The organism is Paraburkholderia sp. J7 (assembly GCF_905220155.1).
In the GTDB taxonomy this organism is placed as follows: Bacteria; Pseudomonadota; Gammaproteobacteria; order Burkholderiales; family Burkholderiaceae; genus Paraburkholderia.
This window is the reverse complement of record NZ_CAJMYZ010000044.1, coordinates 13,331-33,706: the sequence shown is the minus strand read 5'-3', so window position 1 is coordinate 33,706 and position 20,376 is coordinate 13,331. Positions and strand designations below refer to the sequence as shown.

General features: G+C 56.7%; 16 protein-coding genes. 10 read left to right on the top strand and 6 right to left on the bottom strand.

Translation table 11 applies throughout. The features are described from left to right. Window positions 1-1,212: 1,212 nt before the first annotated feature. From U5A58_RS39030 to U5A58_RS38990, 9 genes are all read left to right on the top strand, one after another. On the top strand, window positions 1,213-1,875 hold the full coding sequence (locus U5A58_RS39030; protein ID WP_321965273.1) for a response regulator transcription factor: 663 nt from the start codon (window positions 1,213-1,215) through the stop codon (window positions 1,873-1,875). Window positions 1,876-2,038: 163 nt separating this feature from the next. Continuing rightward, complete coding sequence (locus U5A58_RS39025) at window positions 2,039-2,431, top strand: response regulator transcription factor (RefSeq protein ID WP_321917611.1); 393 nt, start codon at window positions 2,039-2,041, stop codon at window positions 2,429-2,431. Then, a complete protein-coding gene (locus U5A58_RS39020) occupies window positions 2,428-7,932 on the top strand; it encodes an AAA family ATPase (protein ID WP_321965272.1) in 5,505 nt (1,834 codons plus the stop codon). Before U5A58_RS39025 ends, U5A58_RS39020 begins: the two co-directional genes overlap by 4 nt. A gap of 221 nt (window positions 7,933-8,153) precedes the next feature. Continuing rightward, window positions 8,154-8,711 carry a lecithin retinol acyltransferase family protein gene (locus tag U5A58_RS39015; RefSeq protein ID WP_321917614.1) on the top strand — a complete coding sequence of 186 codons (558 nt, stop codon included), beginning with the start codon at window positions 8,154-8,156 and terminating at the stop codon, window positions 8,709-8,711. A gap of 22 nt (window positions 8,712-8,733) precedes the next feature. Continuing rightward, window positions 8,734-9,762, top strand: a complete 1,029-nt coding sequence (locus tag U5A58_RS39010; protein WP_321965271.1) for a LysR family transcriptional regulator — start codon at window positions 8,734-8,736, stop codon at window positions 9,760-9,762. A 590-nt stretch (window positions 9,763-10,352) separates the two neighbouring features. Then, complete coding sequence (locus U5A58_RS39005; protein WP_321965270.1) at window positions 10,353-11,669, top strand: epoxide hydrolase; 1,317 nt, start codon at window positions 10,353-10,355, stop codon at window positions 11,667-11,669. Between the two features lie 190 nt (window positions 11,670-11,859). Next, on the top strand, window positions 11,860-13,014 hold the full coding sequence (locus tag U5A58_RS39000) for an epoxide hydrolase (RefSeq protein ID WP_321917617.1): 1,155 nt from the start codon (window positions 11,860-11,862) through the stop codon (window positions 13,012-13,014). 67 nt (window positions 13,015-13,081) lie between these two features. Beyond that, entirely contained in the window at window positions 13,082-13,477 is a 396-nt protein-coding gene (locus U5A58_RS38995; protein WP_321917618.1) for a cupin domain-containing protein, read from the top strand. 582 nt (window positions 13,478-14,059) lie between these two features. Further along, a complete protein-coding gene (locus tag U5A58_RS38990) occupies window positions 14,060-14,275 on the top strand; it encodes a hypothetical protein (protein ID WP_321917620.1) in 216 nt (71 codons plus the stop codon). A 135-nt stretch (window positions 14,276-14,410) separates the two neighbouring features. Here the strand turns inward: U5A58_RS38990 and U5A58_RS38985 are convergent, their stop codons facing one another. The 6 genes from U5A58_RS38985 to U5A58_RS38960 form a co-directional block, all read right to left on the bottom strand. Next, the gene (locus tag U5A58_RS38985) at window positions 14,411-14,689 is read right to left on the bottom strand and encodes a hypothetical protein (RefSeq protein WP_321917622.1); all 279 of its coding nucleotides are present in this window, start codon (window positions 14,687-14,689) and stop codon (window positions 14,411-14,413) included. 431 nt (window positions 14,690-15,120) lie between these two features. After that, the gene (locus U5A58_RS38980; protein WP_321917624.1) at window positions 15,121-15,513 is read right to left on the bottom strand and encodes a VOC family protein; all 393 of its coding nucleotides are present in this window, start codon (window positions 15,511-15,513) and stop codon (window positions 15,121-15,123) included. 141 nt (window positions 15,514-15,654) lie between these two features. Further along, a complete protein-coding gene (locus tag U5A58_RS38975; RefSeq protein WP_321965277.1) occupies window positions 15,655-16,128 on the bottom strand; it encodes a MarR family transcriptional regulator in 474 nt (157 codons plus the stop codon). A gap of 662 nt (window positions 16,129-16,790) precedes the next feature. After that, complete coding sequence (locus tag U5A58_RS38970; protein ID WP_321965269.1) at window positions 16,791-18,125, bottom strand: epoxide hydrolase; 1,335 nt, start codon at window positions 18,123-18,125, stop codon at window positions 16,791-16,793. A 114-nt stretch (window positions 18,126-18,239) separates the two neighbouring features. Next, the gene (gene msrA, locus U5A58_RS38965; RefSeq protein ID WP_321965268.1) at window positions 18,240-18,779 is read right to left on the bottom strand and encodes a peptide-methionine (S)-S-oxide reductase MsrA; all 540 of its coding nucleotides are present in this window, start codon (window positions 18,777-18,779) and stop codon (window positions 18,240-18,242) included. An 83-nt stretch (window positions 18,780-18,862) separates the two neighbouring features. Continuing rightward, window positions 18,863-19,255, bottom strand: a complete 393-nt coding sequence (locus tag U5A58_RS38960; protein ID WP_321965267.1) for a BON domain-containing protein — start codon at window positions 19,253-19,255, stop codon at window positions 18,863-18,865. 679 nt (window positions 19,256-19,934) lie between these two features. Here U5A58_RS38960 and U5A58_RS38955 point away from each other — a divergent pair. Continuing rightward, window positions 19,935-20,333, top strand: coding sequence for a J domain-containing protein (locus tag U5A58_RS38955; RefSeq protein ID WP_321965276.1), 399 nt, complete (start codon window positions 19,935-19,937; stop codon window positions 20,331-20,333). Window positions 20,334-20,376: the final 43 nt, after the last annotated feature.

Sequence of the window (20,376 nt, the reverse complement as noted above, 5' to 3'; positions counted from 1 at the left end):
TGGACGAGGACAGCTTGAGGTCGACGACACCGTACTCGCCACGCTGGGCACTGGGGTCGTGATTGATGGTGGTGTGGGTGTTGCCCGAGAAGAGAACCTTGTCGATCGTGGTCATGATCTATTCCTTGATGATGCTTGCGGTTTGGTTGGATTATACATCGTGTGCGAGTTAATCGCGTACGATGTATACTGGACGAGAAGTCAGCCATTGTCAAGCACGAGATTCAATCGCACGCGATATTTGATGTATATGGCCCGGGCGGGACGTATGCCGTGATCGGATGAGGCGTTGTCACATGACGTTATCTATCATTTCGAGGTCCGACATCTTTCCGGAAGAATTGCGAAAAGCTAATGTCTGTTGACAGTATGATTTTCATAACTATATTCTTGGTGCCTCGAATGGCCTTGCGAAGGACGCCACGAAACATTCGACCCATGCAACCTGTCGCCGGCTGCCCAGAGCGCATACCTGTTCCGACTGCAGTACTGAAATGCCCCATCCGGTATATGGCGTGGAGCGCGCCTGCGTGCTGCTGGTCGACCCTTAAAGCGACTTTCTCTCCGGTGGAGGCAAGGTCTTTCCCATGCTGTGCGACTTCGCGGCGGCTGTGCGGCCGCTCGAGGACCAGCGCACCACGGTCGAGGCCGTACGTAAGCCCGAGATCCTGGCGGTCGTTAGCGCGCGAAACGGCCAAGGGACAGGTTGCGGTGCGTAATATGCACCTCACCTGCTGCAAGGACGCGGGTATCAGTCCCGATTGCCTGGCTTGCGGCGAGCCATTGCGTTGCGAGGACCTGAAGCCGGCACTCAGCCCGGAGTACGCGTGGGAGCGGATGGCACGACAGGACGCTGCACGACGACCGAAGTCGGCTTGAGGAAGACTTTACACCGGGAGACCTCGTCGGACTCTCGGCTATCGGCTGGGTGGTGCGAACGACGAATTCAGTGGAATACTGTGAGGAGCGTCGCCTTGACATCCTCCACGCGTGGCCTAGCATCTAGTGCTACCCACAGAATCATGGAACGTCGACATAGACACTCTGACTACTGCCAACAATTGCTTGGCTCGCATGTGCTGCGCCACTTACGCGCGAAAACGTTAGCTAACTATTCAGTGCGTCATGCAGCAGGATGTTACGTCGGGGAAGTTGACTCAACACGGTTGTCGAATTACATAGGTCAAACCGTGGGAAATGGACTAGCACCACATGGAAGATCGAACACCAACGAAAGTGGTGGCACACTCTGAGCCTTGCGTTGTTGTCGTTGACGATGACGATGGGTTCCGCGAATCACTTGAACGACTCTTGCGCTCGGCCGGGCTGAAGGTCTTGGCGTTTGCGTCCGTCGCCGAGTTTACGGCTTCTGGGCCGCCGGACGCTCCTACATGCCTTGTGCTGGATGTGAGAATGCCGGGAAGAAGCGGACTGGAGTTTCAGCGAGATCTTGCCGCTGCAGGCGCGGCGCTCCCGATCATCTTTGTGACCGGCCACGGGGATATCCCCATGACCGTGCAGGCAATGAAGGCAGGTGCCATAGAGTTTCTGACCAAGCCGTTCCGCGACCAGGAACTTCTTGATGCGGTAAATCATGGATTGGCCCGAGACCGCGCACGCCGCGAGAACGACGAATCCCTGAAGGGACTCCGGGCTCGCTTCGAAGAACTAACAGCGCGCGAACGTGCGATCCTCGTCGAGGTGGTCAAGGGACGGCTGAACAAGCAGATTGCCGCCGACCTGGGCATCACTGAAACTACGGTGAAAGTTCATCGAAGCAACATGATGCGCAAATTCGGAGCATCGTCGCTCCCTGAGCTTTGCCGAATGGTCGACAAACTTGATCTGTTGCCAAAGAAGCCGGAGTCGTCGTGACGAGAACACAGAATCGACGTTTTTCCATTCAGCCGGTCGCCTGCGCCTAAACCATGGCTTAGAGAATCGCTTTCGCTACGGCGGTACACTGTGCTAACAGAGCGGAGCTGGATAGTGCCGCCAGGCACATTGCAGAACTGCATGCTACGCACCGGAAGCTGCCGTGCCAAAGCCGATCCTCATTTCCGTTGTTGATGACGACGAGTCCTTTCGGCACTCTCTGCGAAGGCTCCTTAAGTCGTATGGATATACCGTCGAGGTGTTCCCGTCTGCGGCAGCATTTCTCGCGTCTGACCAACTCGCTGCGACCGCCTGCCTCATCACTGACGTTCACATGCCGGCAATGACTGGCGCTGACCTCTACCAGAATCTGGTTGCGATGGGGTTCGCTATCCCGACCATCCTTATCACAGCCTATCCGGAAGATGGCGTCCGGCAACGCACGTTGAGTCAGGGAATCGCTTGCTATCTGCAAAAGCCGCTGGATGATGGCGCTTTGATCGACTGCATCCATCGCGCCCTTGCTCGCACAAGAACGCCTCGAGTTACGCCATGAATGCAAGCGACAGCGATTCAAATAGCGAATCTCTAGAAGTGTTGTGGGAAAGCGGTGAGAGGTTATTCTGCCGACTCCGGCGCGTGGAGACTGAAGACCTGCGGCATGCTTTTGTCTCTGTCATGACAGGTGCTCAACGCGCGACGCAGGAAACGATAACTCGCCTGGCACACGAATATGAGCTCAAGGACTACCTCGATGCGGGGTGGGCATTGTTGCCAGAGGAACTCGTGCGTGAGCCAGGTCGGACCATGCTGTTCGTTGGCTATTCGGGAGGCGAACCTCTTGACAGGCTGATTCGGCAACCCGTGGAAACTGGACGGTTTCTGCGACTGGCTGTGGCGATATCGGCTGCGCTCGGCAAGCTTCATGGGCGCGGGCTCATTCACAAGGATTTGAAGCCCGCAAATCTCATCCTCGAGGCCGAGACGGAGCGAGTCTGGCTGACCGGCTTCGGCATTGCGTCTCGCCTTTCTCGGGAACGGCAAGCTCCAGACCCGCCTGAATTCATCGCTGGAACGCTCGCCTATATGGCGCCCGAGCAAACGGGCCGAATGAATCGCTCGATCGATTCACGAAGTGATCTGTACTCGCTGGGGATCATCTTCTATGAAATGCTGACCGGCCGACTTCCGTTTACCGCGTCCGATCCAATGGAGTGGGTGCACTGTCATATCGCCCGGCAGCCGGTAAATCCCAGTGAGCGCTTGGCGAGTATCCCCGCGGCCGTCTCGTCCATCGTTATGAAATTGCTCTCCAAGACTGTAGAGGAGCGATACCAGTCGGCGGCGTGTGTAGAGCGCGACCTGCGCCGCTGCCTGTCCGAGTGGACCGCGTTGGGGCGCGTCGTCGACTTCGTGCCGGGACAACACGACACACCGGACCGTCTCATGATCCCAGAGAAACTCTACGGGAGGGGCTCGGAGGTCGACACGCTTCTCGCGGCATTCGACCGCGTTGTCGCTGGTGGGCGGGCCGAACTGATTCTTGTCTCTGGATACTCAGGCATCGGCAAGTCCGCAGTTGTCAATGAACTTCAGAAGCCGCTTGTCTCCCGCCGTGGATTGTTTGCGTCGGGCAAGTTCGACCAATACAAGCGCGACATTCCCTATGCCACGCTGGCGCAGGCCTTCCGGGCATTAATACGACTGCTCCTGAGCAAGAAAGAGGCTGAGCTCTGCGAATGGCGCGATGCTCTTCGCGAAGCGCTGGATCCGAACGCGCAACTTATGGTCGAACTCGTCCCCGAGCTAAAGCACATTATTGGCGAACAACTGCCTGTGCCAGAACTCTCGGAACAGGACGCACACGCGCGCTTCCAGATGGTATTTCGGCGCTTTATCGGAGTATTCGCTCGGCCGGAACATCCACTCGCCCTTTTCCTCGACGATTTGCAATGGCTTGACGCGGCCACGCTAGATCTGCTTGAGGATCTGCTTACGCGTAATGATCTGAAGCATCTTCTGCTCGTTGGCGCATATCGGGACAACGAGGTGGGTGCTACCCACCCCTTAGCCCGTAAGCTCGAAGCGATTCGTAAGGGCGGAGGCGCGCTGCAGGAGATCGTCCTTGATCCTTTGGGCTACGATGACCTGGTTCAACTCCTTTCAGACTGCCTTCGTTGCGAACAAGGGCGCGTCGTGCCGTTAGCGCGATTAATCCACGAGAAAACGACCGGTAACCCTTTTTTCGCGATTCAGTTCATTTCTACCTTGGCCGAGGAGGGGCTGCTGGCGTTTGACTACGCTGTGGGGCAATGGTCGTGGGATGCGGACCTCATTGATGCCACGGGTTACACCGACAACGTTGTGGATCTGATGGTCGGTAAATTGAACCGCCTGCCGACTAATACACTGAGAATGCTTTGCCAGTTTGCCTGTCTCGGAAACAGCGCAGAGTTCCATACGATTCAGTTAGTATGCAAGGTATCAAATAGCGAATTACACGATGGACTGTGGGACGCCGTTCAAGCTGGACTGATCTTCCGCTCAAAAGACAGCTACCGCTTTCTTCACGACCGCGTCCAGGAGGCCGTCTATTCGTTGATCCCTGAGGGCGCCCGCGCGGAAACACACCTGCGCATTGGTATGCTTCTCGTTGAGTTCACGCCTGCGGGAGAACTGGAAGAGTCAATTTTCGAGGTGGTCAATCAGCTAAATCGCGGCGCTCATCTCGTCATGTCGGCGGAAAAACGGGAGAGCATTGCGGAGCTAAATCTAATCGCTGGTCGGCGAGCCAAGGTCTCCACCGCATACGACTCAGCGCTTAAATACCTTGCGGCAGGTCACAGCCTTCTTCGTAAGGAATCCTGGGACAGCAACTACACGCTCATGTTTTCCATTCAATCCCTGATGGCGGAGTGTGAACTCCTGACTGGGGATTCGTTGACCGCCGAAAGCCGGCTTTCGCAATTGGCCGACAGGGCCAGAAGTCGACATGACTATTGCGTCGCGACATTGTTGCGGATCAGGCTCTATGCCGCGATGGATGAAAATGACCAGGGGCTTGACGTCTTTCTAGAATGGCTACGCCGTGACGGCACCGTATGGTCGAAGCATCCGGCCAGCGACGACGCGATGGCGGAATACAAGCGTATCTGGGCGCTGCTCGGTGACCGGCGAATAGAGGATCTCGTTGACCTGCCTCTGATAAAGGATCCTGATGTTCTTGACACGCTGGATGTTTTCACCGAAGTGGTCACGACATCCTATTTCTTCGATGAAAACTTGTCGTCACTTGTCGTCTGTCACATGGTGACGCTCAGCCTGGAGCACGGAAACTGTGATGCGTCGTGTTTCGCCTATGTCTGGATGGCAATCGTTGCCGGGTCTCGCTTCGGCAACTATCGCGATGGGTTTCGGTTTGGCCAACTAGGATACGATCTAGTGGAGAAGCGAGGCTTGGTGCGCTACCAGGCTCGAACGTACTTGTGCGTTGGTGCACTCGTTATGCCGTGGACGAAACACCCCGCCAGCGGGCGAGCGTTGATGCGCCGTGCGTTTGATGCAGCACGCCGGGTTGGTGATGTCACCTTTTCCGGCTATAGCTGGAACACCTCTGTCACGATCTGCCTGGCAGTAGGAGATCATCTCGCAGATGTGCAGAGGGTGGCAGAAGAAGGCGTCGCGTTTGCTGGTAAGACGGGCCTGGGTCTGGTAAGGGCTGCATGCAGCGCTCACCTTGCGCTGGTTAGAACGCTCCGAGGCTTGACGACGACTTTAGGGTGCATGGATCACGATGAAAAGCGTGAGCAAGCGACTGAACAGTATCTGGCGAGCAACCCCAATCTAAGACTTGCGGAGTTCTACTACTGGTGCCGAAAATTGCAGGCCCGATTTTTTGCGGGAGACCATGCGTCAGCCATTGTTGCGGCGCGAAACGCGCAGCGGCTTCTATGGACATCGACGTTGAATTTTGAAAGTGCAGAATTTCAGTTCTATGGCGGGCTCGCTCGAGCTGCAGCGTGGCATTACTCTTCCGAGGAGCAGAAGCAAGAGCACTTCGGAGCCCTCGCAGATCATCACAGGCAGTTGGAGGTCTGGGCGGAACATAACCCGGTCACGTTCGGTAACCGTGCAGCGGTCGTAGGAGCCGAGATTGCGCGGATCGAGGGGCGTGTACTGGACGCACAGGCTCTGTATGAGAAGGCTGCGCGCTCCGCTCAGGAACATGGCTTTGTCCACAACGAAGCCATCGCCAATGAGCTGGCCGGGAGATTTTATGCGGCGCGTGGTTTCGAGAGAATCGCGAACTTATATTTCCAGGATGCGCGAGTTTGCTACCTAAGGTGGGGTGCTGACGCTAAGGCTCGTCAGCTTGAACGGCTATGTCCACAACTCAGGGTAGGGAGCGCCGCTCCTGACCTGACTAGCACGATGCTGGCCTCCGTCGAGCAGGTTGACCTCGCGACCGTGCTCAACGTCTCGGAAGCCGTGTCCGGGGAAATCGTCTTTGAGAAGCTGATCGACAGGCTTGCACGTGCTGCCATTGAGCATGCCGGTGCGCAGCGGGGGTTGCTCATACTGCTCAGAGGAAGTGAATTCTGGATCGAAGCAGAGGTTTCGACCTGTACTGAAACGGTGGAGGTGAAACTTCGAAGTGCTCGTGTTACGGCTTCAGATCTACCGGAGTCTGTCCTGCGCTACGTGGCCCGCACCAGGGAAAGCGTGCTGCTGCACGATGCTTCTAATAGTGCGTTTCGCGATGATGCCTACATCGAGAAGCGACGCGCGCGATCAATACTCTGCATGCCCATACTCAAGCAGACAAAACTCCTTGGCGTGCTCTTTCTGGAAAACAATCTGTCGACGGATGTTTTCACTCCTGCCCGCATGGCGGTACTCAAGCTGCTTGCATCCGAGGCAGCTATCTCGATCGAAAATGCGCGGTTGTACCGCGAACTAGCGGAGCGTGAAGCCAGAAACCGTCGCCTCATAGATGCGAACATCATCGGGATCTTCATTTGGGATCTCGATGGCAGGATCGTCGAAGCGAATAGCGCCTTCCTCAGTATGCTGGGATACGAACGGGAGGATCTGTTGGAAGGGCGGATTCGTTTGACGGATCTTACGCCGTCGGAACTGCACATTCGCGAAAGCCAATCGTTGCTAGCGGAGCTCACAGCGACGGAGAAAGTAGAACCTTATGAGAGGGAGCTATACCGGAAGGACGGCGGCGGTGTTCCCGTGCTGATTGGGGGAGCGGGATTTGAAGAGGGGGCTTACCAAGGTGTTGCATTCGTGCTTGATCTCACAGAGCGCAAGCGCGCGGCGGACGCATTGCGGGAAGTGCAAGCAGAGTTGGCGCACGCGAATCGCTTGGCAACCATGGGGCAGCTCGCTGCTTCCATCGCCCACGAAGTCAATCAACCTATCGGAGCGGCAAGCAACAATGCACACGCAGCCCTTCGGTTTCTGGAGCGTGATCCGCCGGATTTTCAGGAGGTCCACGAGGCACTCGAATGTGTCGTTTCCGATACTTGCCGGGCGGGTGACATCATTGGCAGGATTCGCGATCAGGTACGAAAAGCGCCGCCTCGCGCCGAGCGCGTTGACGTGAACGACGCCATTGGCAACGTGATTGCGATAGTGCAGGGCGAACTGTCAAAGAACAGGGTTGCAGTCCACACGCGCCTAACCCAAAGTCTGCCGACTGTTCGGGGAGATCGACTTCAACTTCAGCAAGTGATGTTGAATTTGATCCTCAACGCAATCGAGGCGATGAGCGCGGTCGATCCTGAGGCACGGAACCTGGTTATTTCGACGGAAGTTAGCACGCTAGCGCAAGAGCTACTGGTCACTGTCGCCGACTCTGGGCCCGGCATCGCCGCTCGGGACCTGGAGCGGGTGTTCAATTCCTTCTACACCACAAAAGCTAGCGGCGTGGGAATCGGGCTTTCGATCTGCCGCTCAATTATTGATGCCCATGGCGGACGCCTCTGGGCAGACGCCCACAAGCCGCTCGGTGCGGCTTTCAAGTTTACCCTACCCCCTCTCGCCTAAACCAAGGTTTAGACCATCGAGCCATCCGGCGACATCTCGGTCCGCTGTCGTTAGATCGACGGCGGTTTTTGGTGCAGCGATTAGATGGATCGATACCAAAAGGCTGACCTGATCCACCACGGCACAATTCAAGCCAACCGCCATGCAGTGCATGCTGACTCACGTGTGATGACCATGTTCGGTCACCCGCGATTGCAACCTCAGTCGCCACGGAGTTCGTCATGCAACAGACGCTGATAGCGAACGCAGCCAAGGTTGGTGTTATCGCAGATCTTGCACCCCACACAACGGTTGCCGAAGTCGAAGCCGTCGTCGCGGCTGCGGAACAAACACCGATTTTCGATTCGCTTATTCCAATCGGAGCGCACGTCTCGACGCCTCGGCGCTGGTACACCCACCACGGCATCTATGTAGGGGCTGGTCAGGTTGTCCACTATGCAGGCCTATCGTCGACGCTACGGTGCGGTCCGGTCACGAAAGTGAGCCTTGCCGAGTTCATGCACGGGCATCCGGTATGCGTGTGCCACGATGCGGATGTCGCTTACTCCAGTGAAGAGGTTGTATCCCGTGCCTGCTCACGTCTCGGCGAAGATGCATACGACGTGCTCCGCAATAACTGTGAGCACTTCTGTTCATGGTGTCTTACGGGGGCTGCCCGCAGTCGACAGGTTGAGCGCTGGCTACCCGGCACGCGAGCAGCGGAACTTGCCATTCGGCTTCTGTCCGGACTAACCGGCGGATGGGGGGCTTCCCGCGATGCGAACCCTCTGATGAACTGACTCACATGGACGGGAGACGAACATGGATCGACTGAAAGTACTTTCGGTGTTCAAGGCCATTGCCGACAATGGCAGTTTCGTCGGCGCCGCTTCTGCGCTTGACATTCCCACGTCGGCGGCCAGCAATGCAGTCCAGGACCTCGAGAAGCTCATTGGCGTGCGGCTATTGCACCGCACGACGCGTCGCCTCGCGTTTACCTCGGTCGGCGAGGAGGTCCTGCGACGTATAGAGGTGTTGCTGCAATCCTATGAGGAGCTCGCGTCTGTCGGGCAACTTAGCGTCAACGAGCCGATTGGCACGATTCGGATGGCCGCGACCGCATCGTTCGCCCGATACTACTTAGGGCCAGCGCTTGCTACCTTCCGTGTTCGGTACCCAAAGGTGGACGTCGATATCCAGTTATGCGAAGGAGCCGTTAGCGCGGTTCTGGAAGAGGTAGATCTCGCGCTGTGTCTCGCAGACGATTTGCGCGCCACACAAATCGCGCGCCCTCTGGGGAACGCAGAAGTGGGAATCTATGCAGCCCCTGATTATCTTGCAGACAGGGGCGAACCGACTCACCCATGGCAACTTGTGCAACACGACTGCCTTACGTTCAGAGCGGCTGGTCCTGGGGCCACCTGGTCGTTCGAGCCGTTAGATCACGGTGATCCATGCAAGGTGAATGTCAAGGGTGCATTGCACGCCAACCAGATCGAAGTGCTTGCTGACGCGGCGGCTCATGGCGCTGGCATCGCGATGCTACCCGCCTTTGTAGCTCGCGGGCCCGAGGTTCATGGTAAGTTGCGACGTATCCTGCGCGGTTGGCACGTCGCTCCGCTGTTACTGCAACTCGCCTATAGCTCACGTCGATACCAGCCTATGGCAGTTCGCAAGCTAATTGAGCATTTGATCGAAACCGTCGGTGCAGCTGTTGAGCATCGCACTGTCTCGCCGCTGCGTCCGGCAGGCGGCGAGGTGACTGCAGTGAATGGGATTGACGACCTTGCAAACAAACGAGAGTCATGTTTCCCGCAGCATTCGGTAGACGACCGGCTCGCGACGGCCTAAGCGGTCTTCGCTATCCAGGCGCTTGCCGCAACAGACGCGCTTTTCAGCACTCCCTTGCCGCGGCATAAATTGTCATCTGGATCCAGCGGTACTACTCATATCTAAGTTAAGTCACCGAAGACGAAGGGGGATGTGGCTGCCCTTTCGCCGCTGTGCTCGAGCGTGATTGTGAGGTACGTTAGCGGAAAATGCTAAGCGGGCAATTGCTCGTCGGTTCCCGCATTCTATTCCCGAAGGTCTGCTGGCCATTTCGCTCTCAAACCGTTGTGCCAGCGTTGCACCGCTTGACTTCATCCATTCCCCGTATTTTGGGCACCGTTGACCAGACGGTGCCGTTCTTGCGCTCTCCGTCGATGTCGGCCGCTGAACCATGGTTCAGTGCACTCAGCGATCCGATCAAGCATTACAGGCGATCGTTCAGAACTGTTGGCGTTGGGCTGAAAGACGTCGTTGGTGTCGATACCAACGGCCCAAACGACGCGGCTACCGCGTAATACAACCAAACCGCAATACACGGCATGCTGAGTCACAGGTTGTGAGCAGTTGCAGTTGCAACCGAATGCGACCACCTCGTTGCCAAGGAGATCTCCATGAGTCAGACACCCGATTTCAGTCGGCGTCTTTTTTGCGGAACTGCGGCGGCGGCCGCCGCCAGCACGTTATTTCTCGGTCTTACAGGAAGGGCCTACGCCATGATTTCAGCTGCACAACAGATCGGCACGGATGGGGTTGCTATCCGTCCTTTTAACGCTAAATTTCCAGACGCCGACCTCGCTGAATTGCGTCGTCGCATCACCGCGACACGATGGCCCGAACGAGAAACGGTTCCTGACGATTCGCAGGGAGTCCAGCTCGCGACGATTCAGGCGCTCGCGCAGTATTGGGGAAAGGACTACGACTGGCGCAAGGTGGAGGCGAGGCTGAATTCATACCCACAATACCTCACCGAGATTAATGGGCTGGATATTCACTTCCTTCACATCCGCTCGAAGCACTCGAACGCGATGCCGCTCATCGTCACGCACGGATGGCCAGGATCGATAATCGAACAGATGAAAATCATCGAACCGCTGACCAATCCCACGGCGCACGGTGGCAGCGCGTCGGATGCGTTTCACCTGGTGATCCCGTCGATGCCAGGCTACGGTTTCTCGGGAAAGCCGACCGCCCCCGGTTGGGACCCCCAGCACATAGCACGCGCGTGGGTCGTGCTCATGAAGCGGCTTGGGTACACAAAGTTCGTCGCTCAAGGCGGCGACTGGGGCGCCATCATAACCGAGCAAATGGCTGTGCAGGCGCCGCCGGAACTGCTTGGCATACACACCAACATGCCGGGCGTGATTCCTGACGATATCGATAAGGCTGCTTTCGCGGGTGCACCGGCGCCCTCGGGTCTTTCATCTGACGAAAAACTCGCCTACGACCGACTGCAATTCGTCTATCAGAAAGGCATTGGATACGGCTACCAGATGGGGCTACGTCCTCAGACGCTGTACGGCCTCGTGGACTCTCCGGTCGGGTTGGCAGGCTACTTCCTCGATCATGATCAACGCAGCTACCGGCTGATCTCCCGTGTCTTTGCAGGGCAGAGCGAAGGTCTGACACGCGATGACATCCTTGATAACGTCACCCTCACGTGGCTGACAAATACAGCGCTCTCCTCTGCTCGTCTTTATTGGGAGAACAAGCTCTCATATTTCGGCGTTAAGGGGATCAACATTCCCGTCGCCGTGAGCGTATTTCCCGACGAACTCTATCCGGCACCGCGGAGTTGGTCGCAGCGCGCGTATCCGAAGCTTATTCACTTCAACAAAGTTGACCGGGGCGGGCACTTCGCTGCATGGGAGCAGCCCATGCTTTTCTCAGAAGAGGTTCGCGCTGGTTTCAGACCGCTGCGCACTGAATAGACCCGGGCGGGCTCCGCTTTTTGTTGGAGCCGTACGGAAACTACACCAAATGGCGTTGATAACGGGCGCTGCCGCGAAGCAAATCCAACGGCCCGCGACGGGTGCAACTGGCTATTGATCGCTAGGACGATCGGATCAGGGTCGCCGGGCGATTTTGCATGCGCTCACATGACAAGAGGAGAAAGACGACATGGAACAGTTCCTCGTCGATATACCAAATGACGTAATCGATGATCTGCGAGAGCGCCTGAAGCGCACGCGCTGGGCCGACGACTTCGCAAACGATGGGTGGCACTACGGAACCAATACCAGCTATCTGAAGGAGTTGGTCGCCTACTGGATCGACGGCTACGACTGGAAAAAGCATCAGGGCGCGATCAATGCCTATCCGCAGTTCCGTACGAACATCGACGGTGTGCCGATCCACTTTATGTACGTACGCGGCAAGGGGCCGAATCCGAAGCCCTTGATGCTTTCGCACGGGTGGCCCTGGACATTCTGGGAGTATCGAAAGGTGATCGGTCCACTCAGCGATCCCGGCGCACACGGCGGCAACCCAGAAGATGCATTCGATTTGGTGGTGCCATCTTTGCCGGGCTACGGATTTTCCACACCACTACGCAAACCCGGGGTCAACTTCTGGCGCACTTCCGGATTGTGGGTAGAGCTTATGAGTCGGTTAGGCTATCCACGGTTTGCTGCTCACGGCGCCGATTGGGGGGCGCTAATCACTGCTGACCTGGGTCATCGCTATCCCGATCGCGTGATAGGCGTCCATTTTCCGATGACCTTGCCGTTGGACCTCTTCAGTGGCGGGATGCCCGCACCAGAAGACTACGACGCAGACGAAGCGCCGCTGGCCGCGCGGCTGCAGAATTTTTTCGCTACTGAGGTGGCCTACTCGGCGCTGCAAAGTACCAAGCCGCAGACGATCACAGCAGCCCTCAACGACTCACCTGTAGGGTTGGCCGCATGGATACTCGAGAAGCTCCGGGGCTGGAGCGATTGCGGCGGAGATGTAGAAACCCGCTTCGACAAAGATGATCTGCTTACAACAATCACGATCTACTGGGTGACCCAAAGCTACGGCACGTCGGCGCGGTACTACTACGAGGCTGCGCACAATCCCTGGACGCCGGTGCATGACCGGATGCCAGTAGTCGAGGCTCCGGTAGGCATCTCGGTGCTGCCGGAGGAGATATGCAGCGCTCCGCGCCGCTGGGCGGGCCGATACTACAACCTCCAACAGATGAGACAACACGCGAGCGGCGGCCATTTCGGTGCGTGGGAAGAACCACAAGCCATCGTCACGGATATACGTGACTTCTTCCGAAAATTGAAATGAATAAATGTTTTGGTCCTTCTGCACGGTGGGATTTCCAGGCACATTTCTGGTTTGAACGGAGATTCATTTGAAAGCAACTCGACTCATGGCGGCACTGGTTGTTATTGGAAGCAGCCTTGTGCACGTGGTACAGGCACAGACGCCGCAAACCGCGCGTACCGAGCTGACCCGTCAAGATCTGGGAGACTCGGTACATGAGGTCGTCCAGACACGCGTCAACTTTTCACCGGGGGCCGCATTTCCGGCGCATTCGCACCATGGCGTAGAAGTCGCCTATGTATTGGAGGGTACGCTGGAATATCGGCTAGAAGGAAAAAATCCGATCACGCTTCGCGCCGGGCAGTCCTTGTTCATTCCGTCTGGGACGCATCATTCAGCGAGGAACGTTGGTGAGGGTGAGGCTTCGGAACTCGCCACGTACTTCGTCGAGAAAGGAAAACCACTCGTCGAACTGGCCAAATAAGGAAAGACGTGCGGCAATGCCGCTGCAAGACGAGAAGGTAGTTTTGCGTCTCGTGACTCACCTGGGATCGGAGTAGACGACTGTCGATTTTGCAGCGCTTGTTTTACCCACCGCTAAAGCGGGCAGCCCAGCGAGCGATATCCGGTTTCGAGCCGGGCAGTACGGATAACGGCGGATCGGGTTGTGCATCCTGACTGTCTGGAACGATGGTAAGAACCGTTCGCGTGAAGCTAACTCGGTCGTTCGAAAAATCGGTGCGATAGATTAGGAGCTCATATGGATTTCCAGAATCATATCGACCGCGAAGCGTATCGCCGCTTCGCAGCCGAAAACGGGACGAGTGTGCGAACGGCGTTTTTCATTGGCGCCGTGACCGGACTCTGGGCTGTCCTCATAGTGCTAATGGCGCTAAGGATATGGGGGATATGAATTCTAGACGCGCGATCCGCTTGTCGTTCGAAGCGACGTGCTGTAGAGTTGCACGCCCCGCAAGGGACGCAACGAAACGACCGTCTCATGTAACCTGTTGCCGGCTGCACCGAGCGGCCCCGAGCGCAGACCTGTTCCGACGGTTGTACCGAAATGCCACCCGTATATGACGTCGAGCGCACCGGCCTGCTGCTGCTCGGCCCGGCCAACGACTTTCTCTCCGGTGGAGGCAAGCTCTCTGTCAAGTTGTGCGACTTCTCGGCGGCTGTGCGGCTGCTCGAGAACGTGCGCACTACGGTTGAGGTCGTGCGCGAGCGCGAGATCCACGTGCTCTATGTGTCTCATCGCCGCTGGCAGCCTCGTGACTAAAGGACACTCCAATCCGACCCAGCGTCTCGTGCAGAAACGCCAGACGTTTGCACGGGGGACGTGAAGCATCAAGGCAGCGCCGGAGACGGGCGGATTGCAGCAGGTGGCGAGCCATAGCGTCCATGGGAGGGCCAGTCAGTTCTCTTCGAGATCGACGGTGCACGCATGCGCGAAACGCCGCTGTTCTCGAAGGAGCTGCTTGGGCCCGTGGCGCCGCTCGTGCGCGTGAAGGAAAAGGCGCAACTGGTTGCCATTGCCCGGTAGTGCCGGGGGCGGTTCTCGGCGACGTTGCCGATCAAACCGGTCGATCATGCCCTTGCGGTTCGCCTGCCGCCAATTCTCGAGCGGTGTACTGGGCGCATCGTCGTGAATGCATTCGCGCACCAGCAGGAGGTATCTCATGCGTCGATTCATGGCGGTCCGCTTCCTGCCACGTCGGGCAGCTGTTTCACCTCGGTTGGGATGAGTTCGATCGAGCGCTCCATACGACCGGTGTGCTATCAATGCTTCTCTGATGAACTGCTGCCCGCGGCGCTGAAACGCTGGAATATGCTTGGTCTCTGGCATGTCACGGACGGTGAGCTGTTCAGGGACCGATCAACGTAATCCGCGTCGCTCAAATGACGGACGCGAGTAGGAATCAGTATGCAAAGACCATGCGCTCACGTTCCCCCACCAGATTCATTACCTGTTCGATAAAGAGCGACACCGCACGGCGGAAACCGGCGCTAGACGAGTAGCGCCAGTCGGACCCGTTAGCGTCTCCCTAATGGCCAGGTAGAGAACTTGGCGGCCCAAGGGAGGTCGAGGGTGCCTGCGATTGTGTACTGTCGACTATGGCTGCGCTATGCGGGCTCCCGGTACAAAGCGCAAAGCTTGTTGCCATCTGGGTCGCGGAGATACGCAAGATACAAACGACCAGACGACGCGCCACGCATGCCGGGAGGAGCTTCGACCGATGTGCCGCAATTGGTGATTCCAGCGGCATGCCAACGATCGACTTGTTCGATCGATTCGCACGCAAAGCCGATTGTGCCACCGTTGGCATGGCTTGCTGGCAGCCGATTGAGCGGCTCGGTGATGATGAAAATTCCTGTGTCGGTGCGATACACATAGCGCCGACGGTGTTCGTTGTCGTCGTTGACGCCTTCGTCGTAGCCGAGTGCCCCCAACACGGCGTCGTAGAACTGCTTCGCTTTTTCGAGGTCGTTTGTGCCGACCGCCACGTGACTGAACATTGCTTGCATTCTCCTGGTTCAAAGATGATTGGATATGGGCATGCTGAATACGAACCCTCGCGCACAGCCGCCTTATCATAATACTTGATCGCACACTATATAATCGTGTACGATATATGTATGAAGAAAAAGGAGAGGGGGTCAGTCGGGTTCAGCCAGTCTTAGCTGGCTGGGGCGGTTCAAATTCATTCGCAGCTTCGAGATAGCCTTCTGTACCTCTGCGAACGCGCCAGGCTCGAGACCGGTCGCCTTGACGAGGTCCTTGCTCAGTGCTCTTTCACGAAGTTGTCGGCCACTTCGTGTGAGGCTGACTAGGACGCGACGTTCGTCCTTGGGATCGCGCTGTCTTTCCAGATAGCCCATAAGTTGAAGTCTTTTCAGTATTGGCGTTAGAGTGTTGGTTTCGAGAAACAGCTTCTCTCCCAGGTCGCCGACGGTCTGAGGAGATGCTTCCCAGAGCGCAACGATTGTGATGTATTGAGGGTAGGTGAGGCCCAGCTCGTCAAGGATCGGACGATAGACTTTGCCGAAAGCGAGATTCGCCGAATAAATCGTAAAACAGAGGGATTCGGAAAGCCTTGCGGGCGTCGCGAGCGGTTGGTCTTTAGATCTCATCTGCATCATCTTCGAAAACTGTGGAGTCCGACGAGTTGCTGGTTCGGACATCCAGACCGTTCAACATCTCGAATACATGCCGCGTATATATGAGCGGACCCATGGACGGCCGTTGGCCCGTGACAGGGTGTGCACTATTTAACCCTGGGCAGGGAGAAAACTATTTGGAACATTTACATCGTTAGGCCACAGGTCGTCAACCGATGGATTTTATATTGCGACCGTACAATAACCACTCGCGGACACGACGCGGCGGCTGCGAGGGACGAGGGGGCGATGCGCCGACCAACCTGTTTTCCATGGTCTACCTTGCTGATTGAGTCGTTGATTCAGGCTAAAGAGAGAGGGGAAGTTGTTTAATCGTAAGCATATAGATCGTATGCGATATATGGTGTGTGTCAACGCGTGTTTTGTCAATAGCCTCGAAGCAAATAGCGCATGAACTACTTATCGGCTTAGGCAAACGATACCTATGACCATCTGCCTGGTGTCTCCTGCTTTGCGAGCTACGGGGGTCGTCAGATTTCAGAGAGAGACTTTTCCAATGGAGAAGCCCATGGTCCAAGACTACGGGCTCTCGCAATGCGAGGCTGCACTGGATGGCAGGTGGACAAAGCAGCCACCGCCTGGTCCGCGCTGCGCAGCCTCACGTACGGAAGTATTCAGGTAGTTCCGAGATTCGCGTTGCGCAATGACCTGAAGCCGGCGCGCACCTCACTTGCAAAAATATTCGGCTCTTCCCACGCCGCGAAATGACCGCCTTTATCGAGTTTGTTGAAGTAGACGAGGTTGGGATAGGCGCGCTCCGCCCAAGTCCTCGGCGCCTGATAGAGCTCGTCGGGAAATGCACTTACGGCAACTGGAATCTTGACCCCTTTGGGGCCAAAGAAGGTGAACTTGTTCTCCCAGTAGAGTCTTGCGGAGGAAATCGCCGTGCCAGTCAGCCAGTAAAGTGTGATGTTGTCGAGGATGTCGTGTCGGGAAATGTTGCCGTAGGATTGGCCAGCAAAGAGATGTGCAATGCGGGCGTAGCTCCATGCATCGTGATCGAGCAGATAGCCGGCCAAGCCCACAGGGGAGTCGACGATTCCGTAAAGAGTTTGCGGACGCAGACCCATCTGATAGGCATAGCCAACGCCCTTCGAATAGACGAAGACGAGCCGCTCGTATGCTGCTTTTTCATCGATCGATAGTCCTGCCGGTAGGGGGCTGCCTGCGAGCGCCGCCTTATCGATGTCCGCAGGAACCACGCCTGGCATATTGCTGTGAATGCCTAGCAATTCCGGGTGACCCTGACTGGCCATCACGTCCGTGATGATCGCGCCCCAGTCGCCGCCCGATGCTACAAACTGCGTGTATCCTAGGCGCCTCATCAGTTCGACCCATGCACGGGCAATGTGAGCGGGATCCCAGCCAGTTGTGGTCGGTCGGCCCGAAAAGCCATAGCCTGGCATCGATGGAATTACCAGATCAAATGCGTCTGAAGCGTCACCACCATGCGCCGTGGGATTGGTCAGCGGGTCGATGATCTTCAACTCCTCGATCACTGACCCCGGCCATCCGTGGGTGACGATTAGAGGCAACGCGTTCTTGTGTTTCGAGCGGACGTGGATGAAATGGATATCTACGCCATCAATTTCCGTCACGAACTGCGGCAAACTGTTAAGTTTGGTCTCCACCTTCCGCCAGTCATATTCTGTCGCCCAATAACGTGCGACAGCCTGAATTGTGGCGAGTTGTACGCCTTGAGAGGCGTCCTGGACGGTTTCATGTTCGGGCCACTTCGTTGCCCGGATGCGGCGACGCAAGTCGACAAGTTCCGCGTCCGCGACACTCACGCGAAATGGGCGAATTGCCGACTTATCTGCGTCCGAGCCTTGTGCGCCGTGAGTTTTCGCCTTACCTTCTTCAGAAAATCCGAACATGCCGAGTGACCCAGCGGTAATGGTTGTCAACGCGGCAGCGTTGAAGCGACGTCGAGTGATTCCGTTTTCCATATGTAATGCTTAGAAATATGATTAGTGTCGAGAAGCTTGTGCAACTCTGCTACAGCTTGAGCAACGCTACTAGAAGGCGGGTCCGACATAGAGAGACTGATGCCGCAACCGGGTTCATCTAATAATTGGTGCGACGTCGGCCTCGTGCATCGGCTCACGCGGTAGCTTCCATTCCTGCCGAACGAAGTGGCAGCTGTATCCGTCGGGATTGCGTTCCAGATAGCCCTGATGTTCTGGCTCAGCCTCCCAGAATTCGCGCGCTGGCACGATCTGGGTGATAACCGTTCCGGGCCATAGGCCGGACGCGTCGATTTCAACCACCGTGTCAGCTGCTGCCGCCTTTTGCTCTTCGCTCAGGTAGAAGATTGCGGAGCGGTAGCTGGGCCCGATATCATTGCCTTGCTGGTTAGCGGTCGTCGGATCGTGTATCTGAAAAAAGAACGCCAGAATCTGACGGTAAGTAACCTGTCGCTTGTCGAATACGACCTCCACGGCTTCCGCATGCGTGCCGTGATCGAGGTAAGTAGCATTAGGCGTGGAGCCGCCGGTGTAGCCCACGCGCGTTGAGATTACGCCCGGAAAGCGCCGCAATAGCGCTTCCATGCCCCAGAAGCACCCACCAGCCAGAATTGCAGTATCAGTTTCCGTCATCATTTCAATCCTTTTCGTTGTCGATGACCGCATTTCCAGCAGCCAGTCCTTGCCCTGTGTGGCACATGATCCGCCCCAAGTCGGAATTACCGTGGCGTCCTGATGACGAGCCTGTTGTTCACAGAGGTCACGCCTTCGACCCTCTGCGTGGCATACCCGGCAAGTGCGACTTGATCATCGCTGACGCAATTACCGGTAAGCGTGATCGACCCATCGACGGCTTTGACATAGATATTGGCGGGGCTCAGTCCTTTGGTACGCGCAAGCACATAACGCACCTTCTTTACGAGTGCGTGGTTTGCGGCCTTTTGCGCCTTGAGGGACGCCGGCGCGGCAGCCGTCGTCGGATCGACTGCCGACGCGGCCTCTTGTGCCTGGGCGCCCATAGCTAGCGTGAGCACGAATACAACAACTGTTGATTTGATGACACTTGTCAACTCGAGTTTGCTTTTTGTTGTGCGGGTGAGTGCGATGTTCATGACTAGATCTCCTCAGAAAATTACCCGACTATTCCGGGTTGGCTTATACGTCGCATGCGAGGTAATCGCATGCGTTAAAGGATGGAGGAAAGATTGTCTGATGTCAATAGCATGCAATCTAATCGCATGCGATAGTCGTGATTCTGGTGAATGAACTAAGGGTGTCGATCGATATAGTCTTTGCCGCTTTTCGTGGTAATCGGTAGCCGGCATCGCGGCTGAAACACCGCGTGTATCCGTGCGAGAGACGGGCGGATGCTTAGGTGTTTCTCAGAATGTGGGCCGCATATAGTTCCGGCATGCTGACTTGGTTGCGCCCTATATCAGCCTCAAAGGCAAGTTGCTCGTGCGTGCGGTAGTTGCTTATAAGTTTCTTGATTCAGACTGAGAACATCCTTCCGCTCCAGTCGGCGGTGTTTGGTACGGACGTGTGCGTGACAGCGGAGCAGTGAACACTGGGGAACATGCTCGTCCTGTGCGTAAACAGGACCGGGGCGAGCAAGGTCCCTAATGTCATCTGGATGGATCTGACGTCGAGCGCAGGTTCGTGGACTATATCCTTGACGGGCCCGCTACAGTTCGTGGGACTGCAGTGGTGAGTACGCGGACCTCGCAGCCGATTGAGAAGTAGTTGCTCGAGCCACTCAGCGAGATCCTCGTTGCTGCGCTCAATTGTTTCGTGCAGACCGGATTGTGCGGACGACATTGCGTAACTTGTTGGGTACTGGGGCGTTTGAAATTTACCCACGTCAGCGTTCATTCAACCGGCAACCGCGGCAGCACAGATGTATCCATCCAGGCGTCTTCCAATTGTCGAAACTCGCCGTCAAGCAAGGGGATACACACCCACTACGACAACCTGAAGATTGCACGCAACGGACCTCATGCAGTCATCGAGGCTGCCTATAGGGCACTCAGCCAGCAATACCATCCGGACAAAAACAGTCATCTTGAGGCGGCCCGCATCATAAAGATTCTCAATGAGTGCGTGGCCCCCGCGCTGTCGCCTCTTACCACCTACCTGCAGGCAGCGTCCCGGAGACGGAAGTGCCCTGACGACAAGCGTCGCCCTTCGTAGGGCGCGGTGCATGGATAGCGCCCGGCGGCAGTCCGCGTCGCAA

What these genes read in the sequence shown, in the direction of transcription:
- U5A58_RS39030 (WP_321965273.1), top strand. Translation starts at nt 1,213, where the DNA reads ATGGAAGATCGAACACCAACGAAAGTGGTGGCACACTCTGAGCCTTGC.
- U5A58_RS39020 (WP_321965272.1), top strand. Translation starts at nt 2,428, where the DNA reads ATGAATGCAAGCGACAGCGATTCAAATAGCGAATCTCTAGAAGTGTTG.
- U5A58_RS39015 (WP_321917614.1), top strand. Translation starts at nt 8,154, where the DNA reads ATGCAACAGACGCTGATAGCGAACGCAGCCAAGGTTGGTGTTATCGCA.
- U5A58_RS39010 (WP_321965271.1), top strand. Translation starts at nt 8,734, where the DNA reads ATGGATCGACTGAAAGTACTTTCGGTGTTCAAGGCCATTGCCGACAAT.
- U5A58_RS39005 (WP_321965270.1), top strand. Translation starts at nt 10,353, where the DNA reads ATGAGTCAGACACCCGATTTCAGTCGGCGTCTTTTTTGCGGAACTGCG.
- U5A58_RS39000 (WP_321917617.1), top strand. Translation starts at nt 11,860, where the DNA reads ATGGAACAGTTCCTCGTCGATATACCAAATGACGTAATCGATGATCTG.
- U5A58_RS38990 (WP_321917620.1), top strand. Translation starts at nt 14,060, where the DNA reads ATGCCACCCGTATATGACGTCGAGCGCACCGGCCTGCTGCTGCTCGGC.
- U5A58_RS38985 (WP_321917622.1), bottom strand. Translation starts at nt 14,689, where the DNA reads ATGAATCGACGCATGAGATACCTCCTGCTGGTGCGCGAATGCATTCAC.
- U5A58_RS38980 (WP_321917624.1), bottom strand. Translation starts at nt 15,513, where the DNA reads ATGTTCAGTCACGTGGCGGTCGGCACAAACGACCTCGAAAAAGCGAAG.
- U5A58_RS38975 (WP_321965277.1), bottom strand. Translation starts at nt 16,128, where the DNA reads ATGAGATCTAAAGACCAACCGCTCGCGACGCCCGCAAGGCTTTCCGAA.
- U5A58_RS38970 (WP_321965269.1), bottom strand. Translation starts at nt 18,125, where the DNA reads ATGGAAAACGGAATCACTCGACGTCGCTTCAACGCTGCCGCGTTGACA.
- msrA (WP_321965268.1), bottom strand. Translation starts at nt 18,779, where the DNA reads ATGATGACGGAAACTGATACTGCAATTCTGGCTGGTGGGTGCTTCTGG.
- U5A58_RS38960 (WP_321965267.1), bottom strand. Translation starts at nt 19,255, where the DNA reads ATGAACATCGCACTCACCCGCACAACAAAAAGCAAACTCGAGTTGACA.